A 16,185-nucleotide genomic window follows, 5' to 3' on the forward strand; every position below is an offset into this window, starting at 1 on the left:
TTATGCAACGCTTTGAGACAGAAGCGCATTTTCTTCGTAAAACGCTTTGGAGAGCGCATTGTTTAAAGCGCTGCCAAGGTTTTTGTTAAAGCAGTATTCCGTATAGCCTTCAACATCGCTGCCAAACAAAAAGGCACCAGGATTGAAGTCAACAAGCCAGGCTTTGCCATTCTCGTCCACGCGGAAATCAAAGGTAAAATAGTCTTTTATTTCAACATGTTGTGAGAATGTGTCGAGGTTTTCTTCGATCCCGTTTATCAGTCGCTTAACCTGCAATTCAGAAAAACGGTCCGTATGGCGCAGGTCGGTGTAGCCGTGATATTTGGAAACCCGATCATAGCGAGAGATAAAAGGAAGACCTTTTTCGTCATCAAACGGGATGAGGTGAAAGCCATATTGCGGTGCCTCGCCTGTGCCCGTGTTAATATAGGTCACCCGCAAATCGACACCGGAAATATATTCCTGGATCAGAATTTTATCGAATGTGGCTTCCTGAAGCTGGCGTGCCTGCGCCAAAGCCTGCGTGTGATCGGTGCATTTTGAATGTTTGTTAATGCCGATTTTATTGCCGAGTGAATTGGGCTTAACAAAGTATCTTGAAAAAACACAACGTTGTGTTTGCGCAATAATAGACTGATTATCAACAAGTTGTGAAGCGGGCACCGAAATGCCAATATTTTCACATAAGGTGGTCAGTTTGAATTTATCCTGTGCAAAGACATGCGCTTGTACGCCACAGCCAAAACATCTTAGTCCATAAAGTTCTGCCATGCTGATGACATGGCTGCCATGGAACAGGCCAAAGCCATCTGTGATCGGCCAGAGAATGGAGTCTTCTGAATGATTCTTAATAAAATTGTGGAAATCACTTTTCCAGTCATCAAGTTCAATAATTTCGAACTGGATACTGTTATTTGTAGAATTGTTACGAAGGATATCTAGTGTATTGGCGACGGCTTCTTTGGGCATAAGCCATTTCGACATCTCTTTTGCGTCAGCTTTGTCATAAGCCTGCGCCTTGTCACTTGCCAGCCATTTGTCCCGGTCCTCATAGATAATAAATGCCTTTCTCAGTTGGTTTTTCTGACCAGAATAATTCCGGGTCTTGCTTTTGAGGCCTGTTTTATTATCAAAGTACATCTTGAGACACTTTATAGTTATTGATATGCTTTGATAGTAAATGAAAAGTATTAATCAAACGTAATGAAGTAGATTAACTAATTATAAATTATTTATTTACTTTTTATTAATTTTTGTATTCTTCGTTGAGGCAGTAATGATTGCTTTCTACTGCTTAATCTCACGCAGCACGCGGAATGAAATATTATAACTAAAGACATTCACGTTGTTTTTATAACGATAGGCAGAGCGCGAGAGCTTGGGGAAATAGTACCAGGACCCACCGCGTGTGACCCGTTCTTTGCAATTGCCATCCATGCGCGCGGACCCGTCTGCGGGGGCAAGGGCATAATGGGGCGACCAGCAATCAGCCACCCAGTCCCAGGCATTGCCGTGCATATCGTGGAAACCCCAGGGGTTGGGTTCAAACGATCCAACGGGGGCGGAACCATGGCCGGACCATTTTGATCCGCATTTACGGCAATTGGCCTTGTTTTTCCCCGGTTTATCGCCCCACCAATATTCCGTTGTGGTGCCCGCACGTGCGGCATATTCCCATTCGGCCTCACTTGGCAGGCGATAGGTCTGTCCGGTCTTTTTCGAAATCCATGTCAGGTAATGGCCGATGTCTTCATAAGTCAGATTGATGATGGGGTATCGCCCCTTGCCCCAGCCGTGATCGTCCGGTTCTTCCTTGCAGCCCAATTCTTGTGCGCAGGCTGCCCATTCATCAAAGGTGATTTCATATTTCCCCAAGGCGTAAGGGTAATTGATGGTGACCTTGTGAGTGGGACGTTCGTATTTATAATTGTCGTCATCACCCATGATGAAGCTGCCGGGACCAACCACGATCATTTTCGGACAGGCTTCGCAGTCCTGAAACTCATCACCCGGTTTGAGTGCTGTGTCAGCAAAACTGTTCGAGGCCAGAACAAGGCTTAAGAAGAAAAACAATCTAAACATAGGGTTAGGGTGACGCATATTTCGTAATTGATCAAGAGGGCTGGATTAGAAGCATTTAAATGTAGGTGATAATAATGCTTCTTATTGACAGAAAATGAATAATTGGCATTATATGGCAACCTCCATTCGCAACTAGAAAGCAGAATGGAATTCAAAAAACGCAGGTAGAGGTATTTGGAACATGACGGTTTCTCGCATTGAAGAAATGTGTGTCGAAAAAGGCATGAAAATGACGGGACAACGCCGTGTGATCGCACAGGTACTTTCCAATTCTGATGACCATCCAGACGTGGAAGAAGTCTATCGCCGTTCCAGCGAAGTGGACCCGAAAATCTCTATCGCGACCGTTTATCGCACGGTGCGTTTGTTTGAAGAAGCCGGCATTGTTGAACGTCTTGATTTCGGCGATGGCCGTGCACGCTACGAAGAAGCATCCGAAGATCATCACGATCATCTGATTGATGTCCAGTCCGGCAAAATCTATGAATTTCATGATGATGAGATTGAAGAGCTACAGCGAAAAATTGCAGAAAAACTTGGCTTTAAACTTGTAGATCACCGTATGGAACTTTTTGGCGTTCCGCTTGATAGCGACAAGTAGTTTCGATACAATTCAATCATTCTACTGATTGGAGTGATCTTTTGAAATATCTGTATTTTTACCTTGTTTGTATGATGTCTGTCCCGGTCTGGGCAGAGGATCAGCATGTCAAATGGGGGAGAACAGATTTTCCGCCATTTACCATTATAAGAGGTGACTTGGCCGGACAGGGCGTCACCGATCAGATGATCGATTTTTACATCCGCCATTTACCGCAATATGATCACCAGAAAATTACGGCCAGCCTACAGCGTGTTTTAAACAATATGCAAAAAGGCGAACAGATATGCCATGGCTCATTACTGTGGAAAAAAGATCGTGCTGAATTTGTTGATTATCTGGAACCCAATATCGCCCAATTCGCCAACGGGCTGATTACCACCAAGGAAAATGCCAAACGGTTTGCTCCTTATATGGTAGATGATCACACGGTTGATTTTGACAAGCTGGTGACAGAAAGCACCCTTAAGGTTCGCTATCACGCCAAACGATCGTATTCGCAAGTGATTGATCAGGTGATTGAAACCCATCAGGACAGGTCTGCTGTTTTGATGCGCAAAACAGGTTTGAAAGAAACGGATAAAGAGATAAAGCTGCTTCTGGGTGGGCGTCTGGATGCGGTGATTGGCCGCCCGGAAGAAGGGCTTTATGTGATGACCCAGCTGGATAAGGCTGATCAGATGCTGTTTCTCAATATCGCAGGGGACAAACCTTATAAACTGGCGCAGATCGGATGTGCAAAAGGCGACTGGAATGCGCAATTTATCACGGATGTGAATGCCTTAACCTTGAAATATCGCACCAGTGATGAATTTGCCGGGTTTTATGCCCGCTGGCTGCCTGAAGATTTGCGTAAAATATACCTTAAAATGGTCAAGACGGTTTTTGCTGAATAACTTGACTCGCAGGCCTCATAGGCTTACATCGCCACTCAAGTATTTTTCTACCCCTTAACAGATGTGATTGACGATGACTGCGCAGAAAAAGCTTTTTATCAAGACCTATGGTTGCCAAATGAATGTCTATGATTCATCACGCATGGAAGATGTGTTGAAACCGTTGGGGTTTGAGACCACAGACGGGCCGGAAGATGCCAATATGGTCATCCTGAACACCTGCCACATCCGTGAAAAAGCGTCTGAAAAAGTCTATTCCGAACTGGGGCGTCTGAAGAACATCAAAAAGAAACGCGATGATGACAATGAAATGGTCATCGCGGTAGCCGGATGTGTCGCCCAGGCCGAAGGCGAAGAGATATCGCGCCGTGCGCCTTATGTAGATATGGTTTTTGGCCCGCAGTCCTATCATAACCTGCCGGAGATGTTGGCAAAAGCGCACCGTGCAGGGGATGATAAAGGCCGTGGCATCCTGATGACCGAATTCCCGGAAGAAGATAAGTTTGATTTTCTGCCGGACCCTGTAAAACCGGAAGGCTATTCATCTTTCCTGTCCATTCAGGAAGGCTGTGACAAATTCTGTACATATTGCGTGGTGCCTTATACGCGCGGGGCTGAATATTCCCGCCCGGTGGAACATGTCTTGAAAGAAGCCCGCCAGCTTGTGGATCAAGGCGCGCTGGAAATCACGTTATTGGGCCAGAACGTCAATGCTTATCACGGTGATGATGGCCGTGGTGGGGAATGGACATTGGGCCGTTTGATCCGGGAACTGGCGGAAATTGATGGGCTAGAACGTATCCGGTATACCACCTCTTATCCCGCCGAAGTGGACGATGATCTTATCTCTGCCCACGCTGAAGTGCCCCAGTTAATGCCATACTTGCATTTACCCGTTCAGGCTGGCTCCAACCGTGTGCTTGCGGCCATGAACCGCAATCACACCCGCGAAGAATATCTGGAAATCATCGCCAAGCTGAAAGCAGCCCGCCCGGACCTGGCTTTATCTTCTGACTTTATCGTCGGCTTTCCCGGTGAGAATGAACGTGATTTTGAAGATACGCTAGACATTATCCGTCAGGTTGGCTTTATTCAGGCTTTCTCTTTCGTATACAGCGCACGCCCCGGCACACCTGCCGCCACCATGGATTTACAGGTGGAAAAGGCAGTTGCGAATGAGCGTCTGCAGATTTTGCAGAAACTGTTAAACGATATTCAGTCTGATTTTAACGACAGCTGCATCGGCAAGGAATTCCCGATTTTGCTGGAACGTGAAGGACGCAATCTAGGTCAGCTGGTGGGTCGCAGCCCCTACATGCAACCGGTCCATGTGGAAGCGCCACTTGATTTAGTCGGCCAAATCCGTGATCTTAAAATCATCAGTGCGCGCCCGAGCAGTTTGGGCGCTGAATTAATAGGATAAAAATAAACGTGAGTGACGAAATTAATCTGACATTGGATTTTGAAGACAATGGACTGCTGCCCGATCTGTTCGGGGAACATAACCGCCATCTGGCCCGTCTTGAACAAATGTTGGAAGTCACGATCCATGAACGCGGCAATCAGCTGATTGTTGTGGGTGACCCGGAAAATGTAAATCGCACCAAGGCCGTGCTGGAAAGCCTCTATGCGCGCTTGAAAAAAGACATGGTTGTCGGTTCTGCCGAAGTTGACGGCGCGATCCGCATGGCGATTGACGGCGATCAGGCCCCCCATGTGATTGAAACGGCGAAAAAGAAAAAAGCCTCGCTGCCTGACACTGCCATGGTGGTGAAAACTCGCAAAAAACATATCTCGCCCCGTTCAACGTTGCAGGCAACTTACCTGCGTGCCATCGATGCCAATGAATTGGTCTTTGGTGTGGGTCCGGCAGGCACAGGTAAAACTTATCTGGCCGTTGCCAAGGCGGTGGAAGCTTTGACCACGGGTGAAGTTGACCGCATCATTCTGTCACGTCCTGCTGTTGAAGCAGGTGAGCAGCTGGGTTTTCTGCCCGGTGATATGCAGGAAAAGGTCGATCCGTACCTGCGCCCCATTTATGATGCGCTTTATGACATGCTGCCCCAGGATCAGGTGGAAAAACGCATGGAAAAGGGTGAGATCGAGATTGCACCGCTGGCCTTTATGCGTGGCCGCACACTTTCGCATGCTTATGTCATTCTGGATGAGGCACAAAACACCACGGCCGTGCAGATGAAGATGTTTCTGACCCGTCTGGGCGAAGGTTCCCACATGGTCGTTACAGGCGATTTGTCCCAGGTCGATTTGCCCCATGGGGTACGCTCAGGCTTGCGTGATGCTTTGGAAACACTGGATGGCGTCAAGGGTGTTTCAGCCATTCGCTTTACCGAAAAAGACGTGGTGCGCCACCGCCTGGTGAAACGCATTGTCGATGCCTACGATAAGGCAGAAAAAGATCGCCCGGACGCAGAGATTTACGAAAAACCACGTGGCAGAAGACCCAAGAAATGATTTTAGGTGATCTGGATATTGCTGTTGAAAATGATCAATGGCCCAATTGTGAAAATCTGATCCGTGATCGGGTCATGCTGGCGCTGAAATCCTGTGCGACAGATACGGGCGGGCGTCCCTGCGAGCTTAGCATCGTATTGACAGGGGATGACCATATTCAAGAGTTGAACCGGGATTATCGCGAAAAAAATAAGCCCACCAACGTGCTGTCCTTCCCCGCCCTTGAAAGCCCGGCCCCCGGTGAGATTGCACTGGAACCGGGACCAGTTCATCTGGGCGATATCGTGTTGGCTTATGGTGTGGTGAAAGCGGAAAGCGAAGACCAGAAGATTTCCTTTGATGACCACCTAAGCCACCTGATCATTCACGGTGTTTTACACCTGATCGGCTTTGATCATATGGATGACGAAGAGGCAGAAGAGATGGAAAGCCTTGAAATCGACCTTTTAGCGCAATTAGGCATTGCGAACCCCTATGATTCTGGGGCACAGTCATAAGTGACTTCTTTCGAATATAGATATTAAGAGACAATGAACGACCAAAACGGCGACAGTAGCCAGCCCCAGCAGGACCTGGGGCAGAACCAGCAACAAGAAGAAGCCGGATTACTTGGACGGCTGAACCCTTTTCGCAAAAAAAGCAACGGCGATAACAGCGTGCGTGAAACGCTGGAAGAATTGCTGGACGAACGCGAAGAACAAGCTGCCCCTTTAGAAGCCGAAGAAGCACAAATCCTCAAAAATATTTTTGGCCTGCGTGAACGCACCATCGAAGACGTCTGTGTGCCACGCTCCGACATTTGTGCGGTGGCTGTGGACAGTCAGCTGGAGGATGTTGTCAAACTGATGACCCAGGAAGGCCATTCTCGCTTGCCTGTATATGGGGAAGATCTGGATGATCCCATCGGGATGGTCCATATCAAGGACGTGATTGCCTGCCAGACCAAGGATACACCGTTTAATCTGGCAACTGTCTGTCGAAAAGTCTTGTATGTTTCCCCCAGTGCCCGTGTTCTGGAACTGTTGCTGGAAATGCGCACCAAACGGGTCCATATGGCCCTGATGGTCGATGAATTTGGCGGCACGGACGGTCTGGTCACCATTGAAGACCTGGTAGAAGAAATCGTTGGCGAGATCGAAGATGAACACGACCGCCCCGAAGGCGACCTGCATGTGGAACGCGCCGATGGCAAAATCGATGCGGATGCCCGCTGGGAACTGGAAGATGTGGAAGACCAGATCGGCACCTTCCTAAGCGAAGAAGAACGCGAAGATATTGATACATTAGGTGGCCTGGTCTTCTCCATCACGGGGCACGTGCCTATCCGTGGCGAAGTGGTGACACATATGAGTGGCCTGGAATTTGAAATTCTGGAAGCTGACCCCCGCCGTATTCATCGTCTGCGCATTCAGAATATTGCCGCATTAAAGGCACTATCTGTTTAATTTTTTTCATCTTTTCACCGCCCCACCACTTGCCATTGACAATCCGGTTTCCCCTGCCCTAAACTTTCTCCCGCAATACTTGCTTGCCCCCTCATCCGCGGAAAAAGGCTCAGCCTTGCAAGAAACCACTTTCTACATATGACCTCATACGATTTCTTGACGTTGGGCGGATGCGTTGATGATAGGAAACTCGTATGTCTGATTATATCAAAGCGCCCATCGTGGGCCTGACCCAATCGTCGCATCAAAACCAGTTTGACCTGAGCCTGGAAGCCGAACTTCTGTTAGAAGATATCCGGCAGCAGGACCCCATTGCCCTGAACGCGCTAAAAGAAAACCACCCATTGGGCGGACGCGACGATTTCACGCCGACCCTGCAAGATGCCCGTATGGTGGTGATGCGACAGAATTTATCCAGCCGAAAACTATCGCTGGATAAGATGAAGAAAGAGGCCAAGTCTTTATTAAAGGCCGTCAAAGCCAAACAGCCACTGGCGCTCATGCGGGTAAAAGACATCCATCCAAAAATCAAAAACAAAACCCGCTCGCTCATTGAGCTCACCCTTGCCGATATGCATCATATTCTGGCGCTTGAGAATGGATTTGATAGCTGGCCGAAACTGAAACATCACCTTGAGGCCCTAAAACAGATCAGTTCCAGAGAATATCAACCAGATACGAAAAAAAACCTGCACCTTCGCTGTGGCGATGATATCAAACCCGCCTTAAGTGAGGCTGGTTTTATCGGAACCTTCAAAGAAGTCATCAATCCTTTTGTTATCGGACCCGTCACTGCACCAAAAATGACAGGTGAAGCCCTGAGCCTGCGACAAAAATACATGCGCGACAAGCTCGGTCATTTCCTGCCGCCCGAACGTCAAGCCCATATGGATCAAGATTTGGTTGAGGAACAAAGCTTCGTTCAAAATCTGCCTGCTGATTTTGATCAAATCACCCTCTGGTTTGAACATGATGCTTATGATCAGCTCTGTCTCACTTACCTGCTCTATCATCTCGCAGATAAAGATCTGCCACCCCTTGAGATCGTTCAGATCGACCATTTCCCCGGGGTTAAACGTTTTACCGGGATCGGGCAAATCAGCGGACAGAAGGAAAATCTGAGACTGCTTTATCAGCAACGCGTGACCGTTACCCCGGATATGATCCGCTTTGGTCGGGATATCTGGAAGGCTTATACATCCAGCGACCCACGCGAGCTTTGGCACCTCAGTCAAATCGAAAACGCCCCCCTGCCCCTGATGCAGCAGGCCATCATCCGCATGCTGTCCGAACTCCCCAGCCCGCACAATGGCCTGGGGCTGTGTGAGCGTCTTGTGCTGGATATTCTATCCAGAGAAGAAACCATGGTGCTGCGCCGCCTGTTTCTCTTTTGCCTGGCAGAAAACGACCCGCAGCCCTATCACGGGGATCTGACGTTCTTCGCCAGTCTGGATCATCTCTGGGAAAGCGAACAGCCTGCCCTGCAAGTCATCGGCAAGATCGACACGCCCGACCCGTTTGAAGGCAAGGAAATCCTGAAACTCACCGCATACGGTGAAAAACTGGTGAAGGGAGAGGTCAACTGGCTCGCCGACAACCCGACCACCCGCTGGATCGGCGGGATCAAGGTTGATGGCAGTCAGGATCAGAATTGGGTCTTTGACGGGTCCGAGCCATATCTCGCCAAAACCTCATAGTCCGCACCGTGTCGGGTGAGGTGGGAGCGAAACTGGGCAAAGTGACTGACCTCGAAACTGTCGGTTTTAAAGAAATTATTGGCTTCCATGTAGGACAGCAATTTTTCTTTTGGCATCTGCTTCATGCGGGCCAGCGTCACATGCGGCTTATATTTGCGCCGTTCCGGTTCTAGCCCAGCCAACTCAATCGCCTTGAGGGTCTTGCTGTACAGGTGATGAAGGGCGTCCAAATCCCCCTTTACTCCGGCCCAGACGATGGTGGGTTGTTTTTTATGGGCGAAACAATCCACCTCGCTTAAGTAAAGTTCAAACGGGTCGAACCGGATATCACCAAGCGTTTCATGGAGATCGCGCGCCGCCCCTTCATCCACATCTCCCACGAATCCCAGCGTGATATGCATATTATGCGGGGTCACCCATCGGGCATCACGCAGGCCGGAACATAAAGGTTCCAACCTGTCCTGAATAGCGATGGGCAACTCCAGCCCAATAAAAAGGCGTAACATGGGATTTAAGGGGCCGGATTTGGATTGGCCTGATGGGTTTCTTCAATTTCTTTCAACACATCTTCGGACAAATCCAGCTCATACGCGGCGATATTGGATTTCAATTGCTCCATGGAAGTCGCGCCAATGATGGAACTGGTCACAAAGCTTTTGGTCTTCATGAAAGCATGGGCCATCTGGCTCATGTCCAGATCATGACGCTGGGCGATATCGTGATAGCTTTGGACCGCTTTATCCGCACGTTCCTTCATAAAGCGGGAGAATCGTTGCGGCCAAAGCGTCATGCGCGCACCTTCCGGCTTTTGGTCATTCATATATTTACCGGACAAGGTCCCGCCCCCAAGCGGCGAGTAAGCCAGCAGGCCGACTTGTTCGTGGGCGGTGACTTCAGACAGGCCTACTTCGTACTGGCGCGTCATGACATTATAGGGGTTTTGCGTGGAGACAATGCGCGGCCAGCCGTTCTTTTCCGCCAGTCGCAGATATTCCATCACGCCCCAGGCGCTTTCGTTCGACACACCGATATGGCGGATTTTACCCTGTTCCACCAGTTTTGCCATAGCCCCCAGTGTTTCTTCCATGGGGATGGATTCTGAGAAATCTGCCCCGTCCGGATAATCCAGTTGACCAAAATAGTTACTTGGGCGTGCAGGCCAGTGGATTTGATAGAGGTCGATATAATCGGTCTTCAGGCGTTTCAGGCTTGATTCCACAGCCGTCATGACTTCAGTTTCGGTCAGACGCGGCGCGCCATCGCGGATATAATCAAAATAATCACCGGGTCCGGCGACTTTGGAGGCCAGAATAACATCGTTGCGTTGTCCGGATTTTTCAAACCAGTTGCCGATGATCCGTTCTGTCTCCGCGTAGGTCTCTTTGCGTGGCGAAACCGGGTAAATCTCTGCCGTATCAAAGAAATTTACGCCTTCAGAGACCGCATAATCCATCTGTTCAAACGCCTGATCCTGGGTATTTTGTTCCCCCCAGGTCATGGTACCCAGACAGACGAGACTGACATCAATGTCCGTGCGGCCAAGTTTTCTATATTCCATTAATCAATCACCTTTAATACATAGGGTAAAATCTGATCTGTAATGATCGCGATACCTTCTTTTGTCGGATGTATCCCGTCATCCAGATTTAAGTCCGGATGACCCGCAACCCCTTCTAAGAAAAAGGGATATAGGGCGACCCCGTGTTGTTTCGCAAGGTCGGGATAAATCACATTAAATTTCTGGCCGTATGCATCGCCTAAATTTGGTGGAGCAAGCATGCCAGCCAGTAAGATTTTTATGTTCTTTTCTTTTAGTTGTAAAATGATCTGTTCAATATTCTTGCGCGTGAGCTCTGGATCAAGCCCGCGAAGGGCATCATTGGCACCCAATTCCACAATCACCATGTCGGGCTGATCAGCCAGCGCCCACCCCAGACGCGCGAGACCGCTCTGGCTCGTATCGCCTGAAACACCCCCATTGATGACCCGCAAGCCCGGTTTGATTTCCTGTAAACGTTTTTCCAGTTGTTCAGCGAAACCATCGCCCTGATTGAGCCGATATCCTGCTGTCAAACTGTCGCCCAATGCGAGAATTTTATAGTCTGCCGCCAAAGCCTTTTCACCGATGAGATTGACAAGACCTAAAAAGAGCACAAATCTCAAGAAAGGCAAAATTTTAAACTGAAGGCCACAGCCCATGAACGATACTCCCGCGTTACAACTTGATACGATCCATCTTAAGCTGGCAAGTCATGCCGGTGACGTCAATATCCTGCGTGGAATTAATTTGGAAATTGCCCGCGGCGAAACCGTCGCCATTGTGGGTCCAAGCGGGTCGGGCAAATCATCCATGATGATGGTCATCGCCGGGTTGGAACGCGCAACGTCTGGTACTGTTTCTATCGCTGGGCAAGATGTGACGCACTTTAGCGAAGATGAACTGGCATTGTTCAGACGCGATCATATCGGCATTGTCTTTCAGGATTTTCATTTGGTCCCAACCATGACGGCGCTTGAAAATGTCGCTGTGCCGCTGGAATTTGCCGGGATTGCCGATCCCTTTGATAAAGCGCGCAATCAGCTTGAAAATGTCGGGCTTGGTCATCGCCTCGACCATTATCCCTCTCAACTCTCCGGTGGGGAGCAACAACGTGTGGCCTTGGCCCGTGCTTTTGCCCCCAACCCCACTTTATTATTGGCGGATGAACCGACCGGGAATCTGGACGGCGAAACCGGGCGCATGGTGATGGAATTGCTGTTTAAACGCCATAAGGAACAGAACAATACCCTGCTACTGATCACCCATGATCCGAAACTGGCCGATAAATGTGATCGCATCATTGAAGTGAAAGACGGGCTGATCCAGTCCGGCGGCACGTTGAAGGTCGCGGCCTCATGAACAGTTGGTCCCACGCAAAACGCCTTGCCTTTCGGGAATTACGCGGCGGTACCAAAGGTTTTCGCATCTTTCTCGCCTGCCTGATCCTGGGGGTGACCACCATTGCGGCCGTTTCTTCGCTGAACCAGTCAATTACAGCAGGCCTGCAACGCGACGGGACTGTCTTGCTGGGCGGCGATATTGATCTGCGTCTGTCCAGCCGCACCATCACAGACGACCAACAAGCCCGATTTGATGAGGTCGGTCAGAACTCCCATGTCAGCGAACTGCGTGCCATGGTCTCTGTGCCCGATCAGCGTCAACTTGTTGAATTAAAAGCGGTTGATAACCTTTACCCACTCGTCGGCTCTGTCAAATCCGACCCGCAAATCCCGTTTGATCAGGCGCTTGGCAACAATGGGGCCGTGGTAGATCGCGGCTTGCTGGATCGTCTGAACATAAAAGTCGGCGATCAGATCAAGGTCGGTCAGGCAGATGTGACCGTGCGCGCTGTCATGGTGAAAGAACCGGATCGTATTGCCTCTGTCATTAATTTCGGCCCGCGCGTTATGATCTCTATGGAGACATTGGAAGACACGAAATTGCTGCAACCTGGCAGTGTCGTGCGCCACCATTATCGCCTGAAACTGAAAGATTCCGTGCTGATCAGCCCGACTGTGGATGCCTTGAAAGAAGATTTCCCCGAAGCCGGATGGCGCATCCGCACACCGGATAATGCCGCCCCAGGTGTAGAAAACTTCATCGACCGCCTCGCCCTATTCTTAAGTTTCGTTGGCTTTACCACGCTCTTGATCGGCGGTGTCGGTGTTAGTTCCGGGGTGCGTGACTATCTGGATGGCAAAATTGCCACCATCGCGACCTTTAAATGTCTCGGTGCAAGCGGTGATGTGATCTTTAAAACGTATCTTTTGCAAATCATGATCCTGACCGCCATTGGCACATCTGTTGGCTTGATTTTGGGGGCGAGCCTGCCTTATCTCGCCAGTGTTGTGGGGTCCGATTTCTTCCCCGTCACCCCCGAAGCCGCCCTTTATCCCAACGCCTTGATCGCGGCCTTTTTCTTCGGTGTGCTGACATCGCTGACCTTTGCCTTCTGGCCGTTGGGTCGGGCGCAGAACGTGCCAGCCAGCGCACTTTTCCGCGATAAAATTACGCCGGTCCAGTCAAAACCGGAGATGAAGTATCGTGTTTTATCTTATATCTTTGCCGGATTATTAATTTTATTAACTCTCTATACCGCACATAACATAGATTTTGCCCTTGTTTTCATTGCAGCTGCTGCATTGACCCTTGCCATCCTGAAATTGGCCGGGAATCTGACCATCAAGCTGGCGGCCAAGATGCCACATCTTAAGAAAACCCATTTCCGCCTTGCCATCGCCGCCCTTCATCGCCCGGGCACGACGGCGCCTGCCGTGATCCTTTCACTTGGTCTTGGCTTGTCTGTTCTGGTCGCAGTTTCGCAGATTGATCAGAACCTGCGCAACCAGATCAGTGATGAGCTGCCCAAAGAAGCACCCTCTTTCTTTTTCATCGATGTGCAGAACAATCAGACCGAACAATTTGATCAAACTTTGACCGCCATCGAAGGCACGGCCAATTATAAACGGGTACCGTCCTTGCGTGGTCGCATCACCAAGATCAACGGGGTTGATGTGGATAAAGTCACCATTGATCCCCAATCCCAATGGGCTGTGCGAGGCGACCGGGCACTGACCTATGCCGCCAAACCGTCCGAAGGCTCCGACATTGTGAAGGGTGAATGGTGGGATGCTGATTATAATGGTCCGCCACTTATTTCCTTAGACGCCGGATTAGCCAAAGGCTTTGGGGTGGATATCGGCGATACATTAAGTGTGAATGTCTTGGGTCGTGATGTAACGGCAACCATCACGTCGCTTCGCGCCATCAACTGGAAATCCATGCGCTTTGACTTTGCCATTATCATGAGCCCGGGTCTGTTGGAATATGCGCCCCATTCCCACATCGCCGCCCTTCATACGGATGAAGCGAGTGAGCGATTGGTGGAAAAGGCGGTTGCCAAAGATTTCCCCAATGTGTCCATCATCCGGGTGAAAGAGGCTTTGCAGTCCGCACGTGATTTGATGGATGGCATTTCCAGTGCCATCGCGGTTGCCGCCAGCCTGACTGTCTTGGCAGGCACATTGGTTCTGGCAGGTGCCATGGCCTCTGGCCGTGAACGCCGCACGTACGAAGCCATCATCTTTAAAGTGTTGGGCGCAACACGCGGACGTATGGTTCAGGCCTACCTGATTGAATATGGCGTGCTCGGTCTGGTCACAGCAAGCATCAGTGCAATTGTCGGAACCCTTGCGTCCTGGGGCGTGATCACGTTTTTGATGAATATGAACTGGGCCTTTTACCCCATGACCATTGCCGTCACGTTAGTGCTGTGCCTGATCCTGACAATCACGGCCGGATTCCTCGGAACCTGGCGCGCCCTTGGTCAAAAGGCCGCGCCGCATCTCAGGAATGAATAAATTGGCGTGCTTTTTTTCTTCGCCGCGAAATCATCGCCAATGCCACAAAGGCGCAACCATGTAGAACTGCAAAAACAGCGAAACTGGTGACATAATAGATTTTATAACCAGTATCATGATCCATATGGAATCTGCCAAACAGCAATCCCGTGGCCAGAAAAAAGCACACCAACGCCCAAAAAATCCAATGCCAATGATTACATGCTGTCGCATTTGCCCAACGCACTGCTTTCAGCATATTCGCTGGCTCCCACATTGGGTTTTTCGCATTCTCTTCAGCACCAATGAAAGACTTTAAATAGTAGTGAGCCAAGCCGCCTTCCAGTACAACGACAAGTAAAAACAGCAAGACATATAAAAGCACTTCTTGATCTGCAACACCCCCATCCAAAGCCACAAGAGGGAAATCATATAAACCATGCAGAATGATCGGCCCAGTCAGACCAAGCGCCCACCACGTCACAGATTGGCGATCAGGGTCCTGCGCCTGGACAATACAATATCCCATAACCGCACCAACAAAGGCATGACCGGGCACGGCACTCAGGCTCCGCATCAAGGCGAGAACGCCCCAACTTTCGTCTTCAATCACATAGAAAATATTTTCAAGACAGGCAAAACCTGTTGAAACAGCGATTGCTACCAAAAAAATATGACTGGGTGACAATTTCTTCAGTTGCTTGTGAAAAAGACAAACAATCGTCAGAAACTTACATATCTCTTCAGGGATTGACGCCCCCAGAAAAGCTTTTCCCATCGCCTGCCAGATCACACCGTCAAACGTATTGACGATCGTCATGGCCCCCAATGCCAGAAGAATAGCCGGGAATGCAGCGCACGCCCCAAAACCAAATCCTGCCCAGACAGTCTCATCCAGAATATCCGCGTTCAGATAAGTCATAAAATAGACAAGGATCACCTCGGCAGGCAATACGGCTGCGGAAAAAGCGACCAGTCGGACAAGGCTGTCATCCATTACTTATCTAGATCCAGACCTTCAATTGCACCTGCCAGACGTGTCTCATATCGACCGAGGTCTCGGTCTTCCCAACTCATCGCAATAAACAAGGGAACGCTCTCTCCATTGAGTTTGGCATCCAGAGCACAAACCGTACGATCTTTATTGGTATGTTCAACGATCTGTTTAAAGTTCGACAAATCAATCATCTTTGGATCAGAAATCCCGATTTGAGGATTTTGCACAATAATACCACGAATAGTCTCTGCTACCTCAGAGTTCTGACACTCAGGCAAATCTGGTAAAGAGCTTGATACGAAGGGCAACGCGACCATGACCGCCGTAATGATCGTTCCAAATACTGCGCTGGCCTGTGACGTCCCGCCGGTATCTTCCAGCTTCTCTCTAAATTCATTCTCTGGCAAGTTTAACGCCCGGAGCTTTTTTATCTTGCGCCGAGCGTACATGACATAAAATGATTTAGAAGTAACGATCAGCGCACCCGTCAGATCAGCGCACCCGTCAGACCAGCCCAACTCATACTGCCTAGGTCCTGTTGACAAAGTGGATTTACAAATTGCGTAGAATGTGATTCAAGACTTCTTTTTATGAGGAGAAGTCTATGCGTAATTTG

General features: G+C 49.5%; 16 protein-coding genes. 9 read left to right on the forward strand and 7 right to left on the reverse strand.

From position 1 onward, the window contains the following. Together RYZ26_RS13060 and RYZ26_RS13065 are read right to left on the reverse strand one after the other, a co-directional pair. Nucleotides 1-1,140, reverse strand: a complete 1,140-nt coding sequence (locus RYZ26_RS13060; RefSeq protein ID WP_317683663.1) for a D-alanine--D-alanine ligase family protein — start codon at nucleotides 1,138-1,140, stop codon at nucleotides 1-3. 147 nt (nucleotides 1,141-1,287) lie between these two features. Next, nucleotides 1,288-2,082: a formylglycine-generating enzyme family protein gene (locus RYZ26_RS13065; RefSeq protein WP_317683664.1), complete on the reverse strand. Its 795-nt coding sequence runs from the start codon at nucleotides 2,080-2,082 to the stop codon at nucleotides 1,288-1,290. A gap of 181 nt (nucleotides 2,083-2,263) precedes the next feature. Between RYZ26_RS13065 and RYZ26_RS13070 the strand changes: the two genes are divergently transcribed. From RYZ26_RS13070 to RYZ26_RS13100, 7 genes are all read left to right on the forward strand, one after another. Next, nucleotides 2,264-2,683, forward strand: coding sequence for a Fur family transcriptional regulator (locus tag RYZ26_RS13070; protein WP_317683665.1), 420 nt, complete (start codon nucleotides 2,264-2,266; stop codon nucleotides 2,681-2,683). A gap of 41 nt (nucleotides 2,684-2,724) precedes the next feature. Continuing rightward, entirely contained in the window at nucleotides 2,725-3,579 is an 855-nt protein-coding gene (locus RYZ26_RS13075; RefSeq protein WP_317683666.1) for a TIGR02285 family protein, read from the forward strand. 73 nt (nucleotides 3,580-3,652) lie between these two features. After that, on the forward strand, nucleotides 3,653-5,002 hold the full coding sequence (gene miaB / locus RYZ26_RS13080) for a tRNA (N6-isopentenyl adenosine(37)-C2)-methylthiotransferase MiaB (RefSeq protein WP_317683667.1): 1,350 nt from the start codon (nucleotides 3,653-3,655) through the stop codon (nucleotides 5,000-5,002). A gap of 2 nt (nucleotides 5,003-5,004) precedes the next feature. Continuing rightward, nucleotides 5,005-6,051, forward strand: coding sequence for a PhoH family protein (locus RYZ26_RS13085; RefSeq protein ID WP_411576871.1), 1,047 nt, complete (start codon nucleotides 5,005-5,007; stop codon nucleotides 6,049-6,051). After that, nucleotides 6,048-6,548, forward strand: a complete 501-nt coding sequence (gene ybeY, locus RYZ26_RS13090) for an rRNA maturation RNase YbeY (RefSeq protein ID WP_317683669.1) — start codon at nucleotides 6,048-6,050, stop codon at nucleotides 6,546-6,548. Before RYZ26_RS13085 ends, ybeY begins: the two co-directional genes overlap by 4 nt. A 33-nt stretch (nucleotides 6,549-6,581) precedes the next feature. Beyond that, nucleotides 6,582-7,496, forward strand: a complete 915-nt coding sequence (locus tag RYZ26_RS13095; protein ID WP_317683670.1) for a hemolysin family protein — start codon at nucleotides 6,582-6,584, stop codon at nucleotides 7,494-7,496. A gap of 194 nt (nucleotides 7,497-7,690) precedes the next feature. After that, nucleotides 7,691-9,193: a DUF1835 domain-containing protein gene (locus tag RYZ26_RS13100; RefSeq protein WP_317683671.1), complete on the forward strand. Its 1,503-nt coding sequence runs from the start codon at nucleotides 7,691-7,693 to the stop codon at nucleotides 9,191-9,193. On the opposite strand, the gene thpR is transcribed toward RYZ26_RS13100, so the two are convergent. Genes thpR through RYZ26_RS13115 form a run of 3 tightly spaced genes read right to left on the reverse strand, consistent with a single transcriptional unit; the run spans nucleotide 9,142 to nucleotide 11,347 of the window. Further along, entirely contained in the window at nucleotides 9,142-9,699 is a 558-nt protein-coding gene (gene thpR, locus RYZ26_RS13105) for an RNA 2',3'-cyclic phosphodiesterase (RefSeq protein ID WP_317683672.1), read from the reverse strand. The two genes, RYZ26_RS13100 and thpR, sit on opposite strands and share 52 nt — an antisense overlap. A 5-nt stretch (nucleotides 9,700-9,704) precedes the next feature. Next, complete coding sequence (locus RYZ26_RS13110; protein WP_317683673.1) at nucleotides 9,705-10,751, reverse strand: NADP(H)-dependent aldo-keto reductase; 1,047 nt, start codon at nucleotides 10,749-10,751, stop codon at nucleotides 9,705-9,707. Further along, nucleotides 10,751-11,347, reverse strand: coding sequence for an arylesterase (locus tag RYZ26_RS13115; protein WP_317683674.1), 597 nt, complete (start codon nucleotides 11,345-11,347; stop codon nucleotides 10,751-10,753). Before RYZ26_RS13115 ends, RYZ26_RS13110 begins: the two co-directional genes overlap by 1 nt. A gap of 43 nt (nucleotides 11,348-11,390) precedes the next feature. On the opposite strand from RYZ26_RS13115, the gene RYZ26_RS13120 reads away from it, so the two are divergent. Then, nucleotides 11,391-12,092, forward strand: coding sequence for an ABC transporter ATP-binding protein (locus tag RYZ26_RS13120; protein ID WP_317683675.1), 702 nt, complete (start codon nucleotides 11,391-11,393; stop codon nucleotides 12,090-12,092). Beyond that, the gene (locus RYZ26_RS13125; protein ID WP_317683676.1) at nucleotides 12,089-14,593 is read left to right on the forward strand and encodes an ABC transporter permease; all 2,505 of its coding nucleotides are present in this window, start codon (nucleotides 12,089-12,091) and stop codon (nucleotides 14,591-14,593) included. The genes RYZ26_RS13120 and RYZ26_RS13125 overlap by 4 nt, the downstream gene beginning before the upstream one ends. On the opposite strand, the gene RYZ26_RS13130 is transcribed toward RYZ26_RS13125, so the two are convergent. Continuing rightward, nucleotides 14,580-15,569: a PrsW family intramembrane metalloprotease gene (locus tag RYZ26_RS13130; RefSeq protein ID WP_317683677.1), complete on the reverse strand. Its 990-nt coding sequence runs from the start codon at nucleotides 15,567-15,569 to the stop codon at nucleotides 14,580-14,582. The genes RYZ26_RS13125 and RYZ26_RS13130 overlap by 14 nt on opposite strands. Further along, nucleotides 15,569-16,087, reverse strand: coding sequence for a hypothetical protein (locus RYZ26_RS13135; RefSeq protein ID WP_317683678.1), 519 nt, complete (start codon nucleotides 16,085-16,087; stop codon nucleotides 15,569-15,571). The genes RYZ26_RS13130 and RYZ26_RS13135 overlap by 1 nt, the downstream gene beginning before the upstream one ends. Nucleotides 16,088-16,185 lie beyond the last annotated feature (98 nt).

The organism is Terasakiella sediminum, from assembly GCF_033100395.1.
Lineage (GTDB): Bacteria > Pseudomonadota > Alphaproteobacteria > Rhodospirillales > Terasakiellaceae > Terasakiella.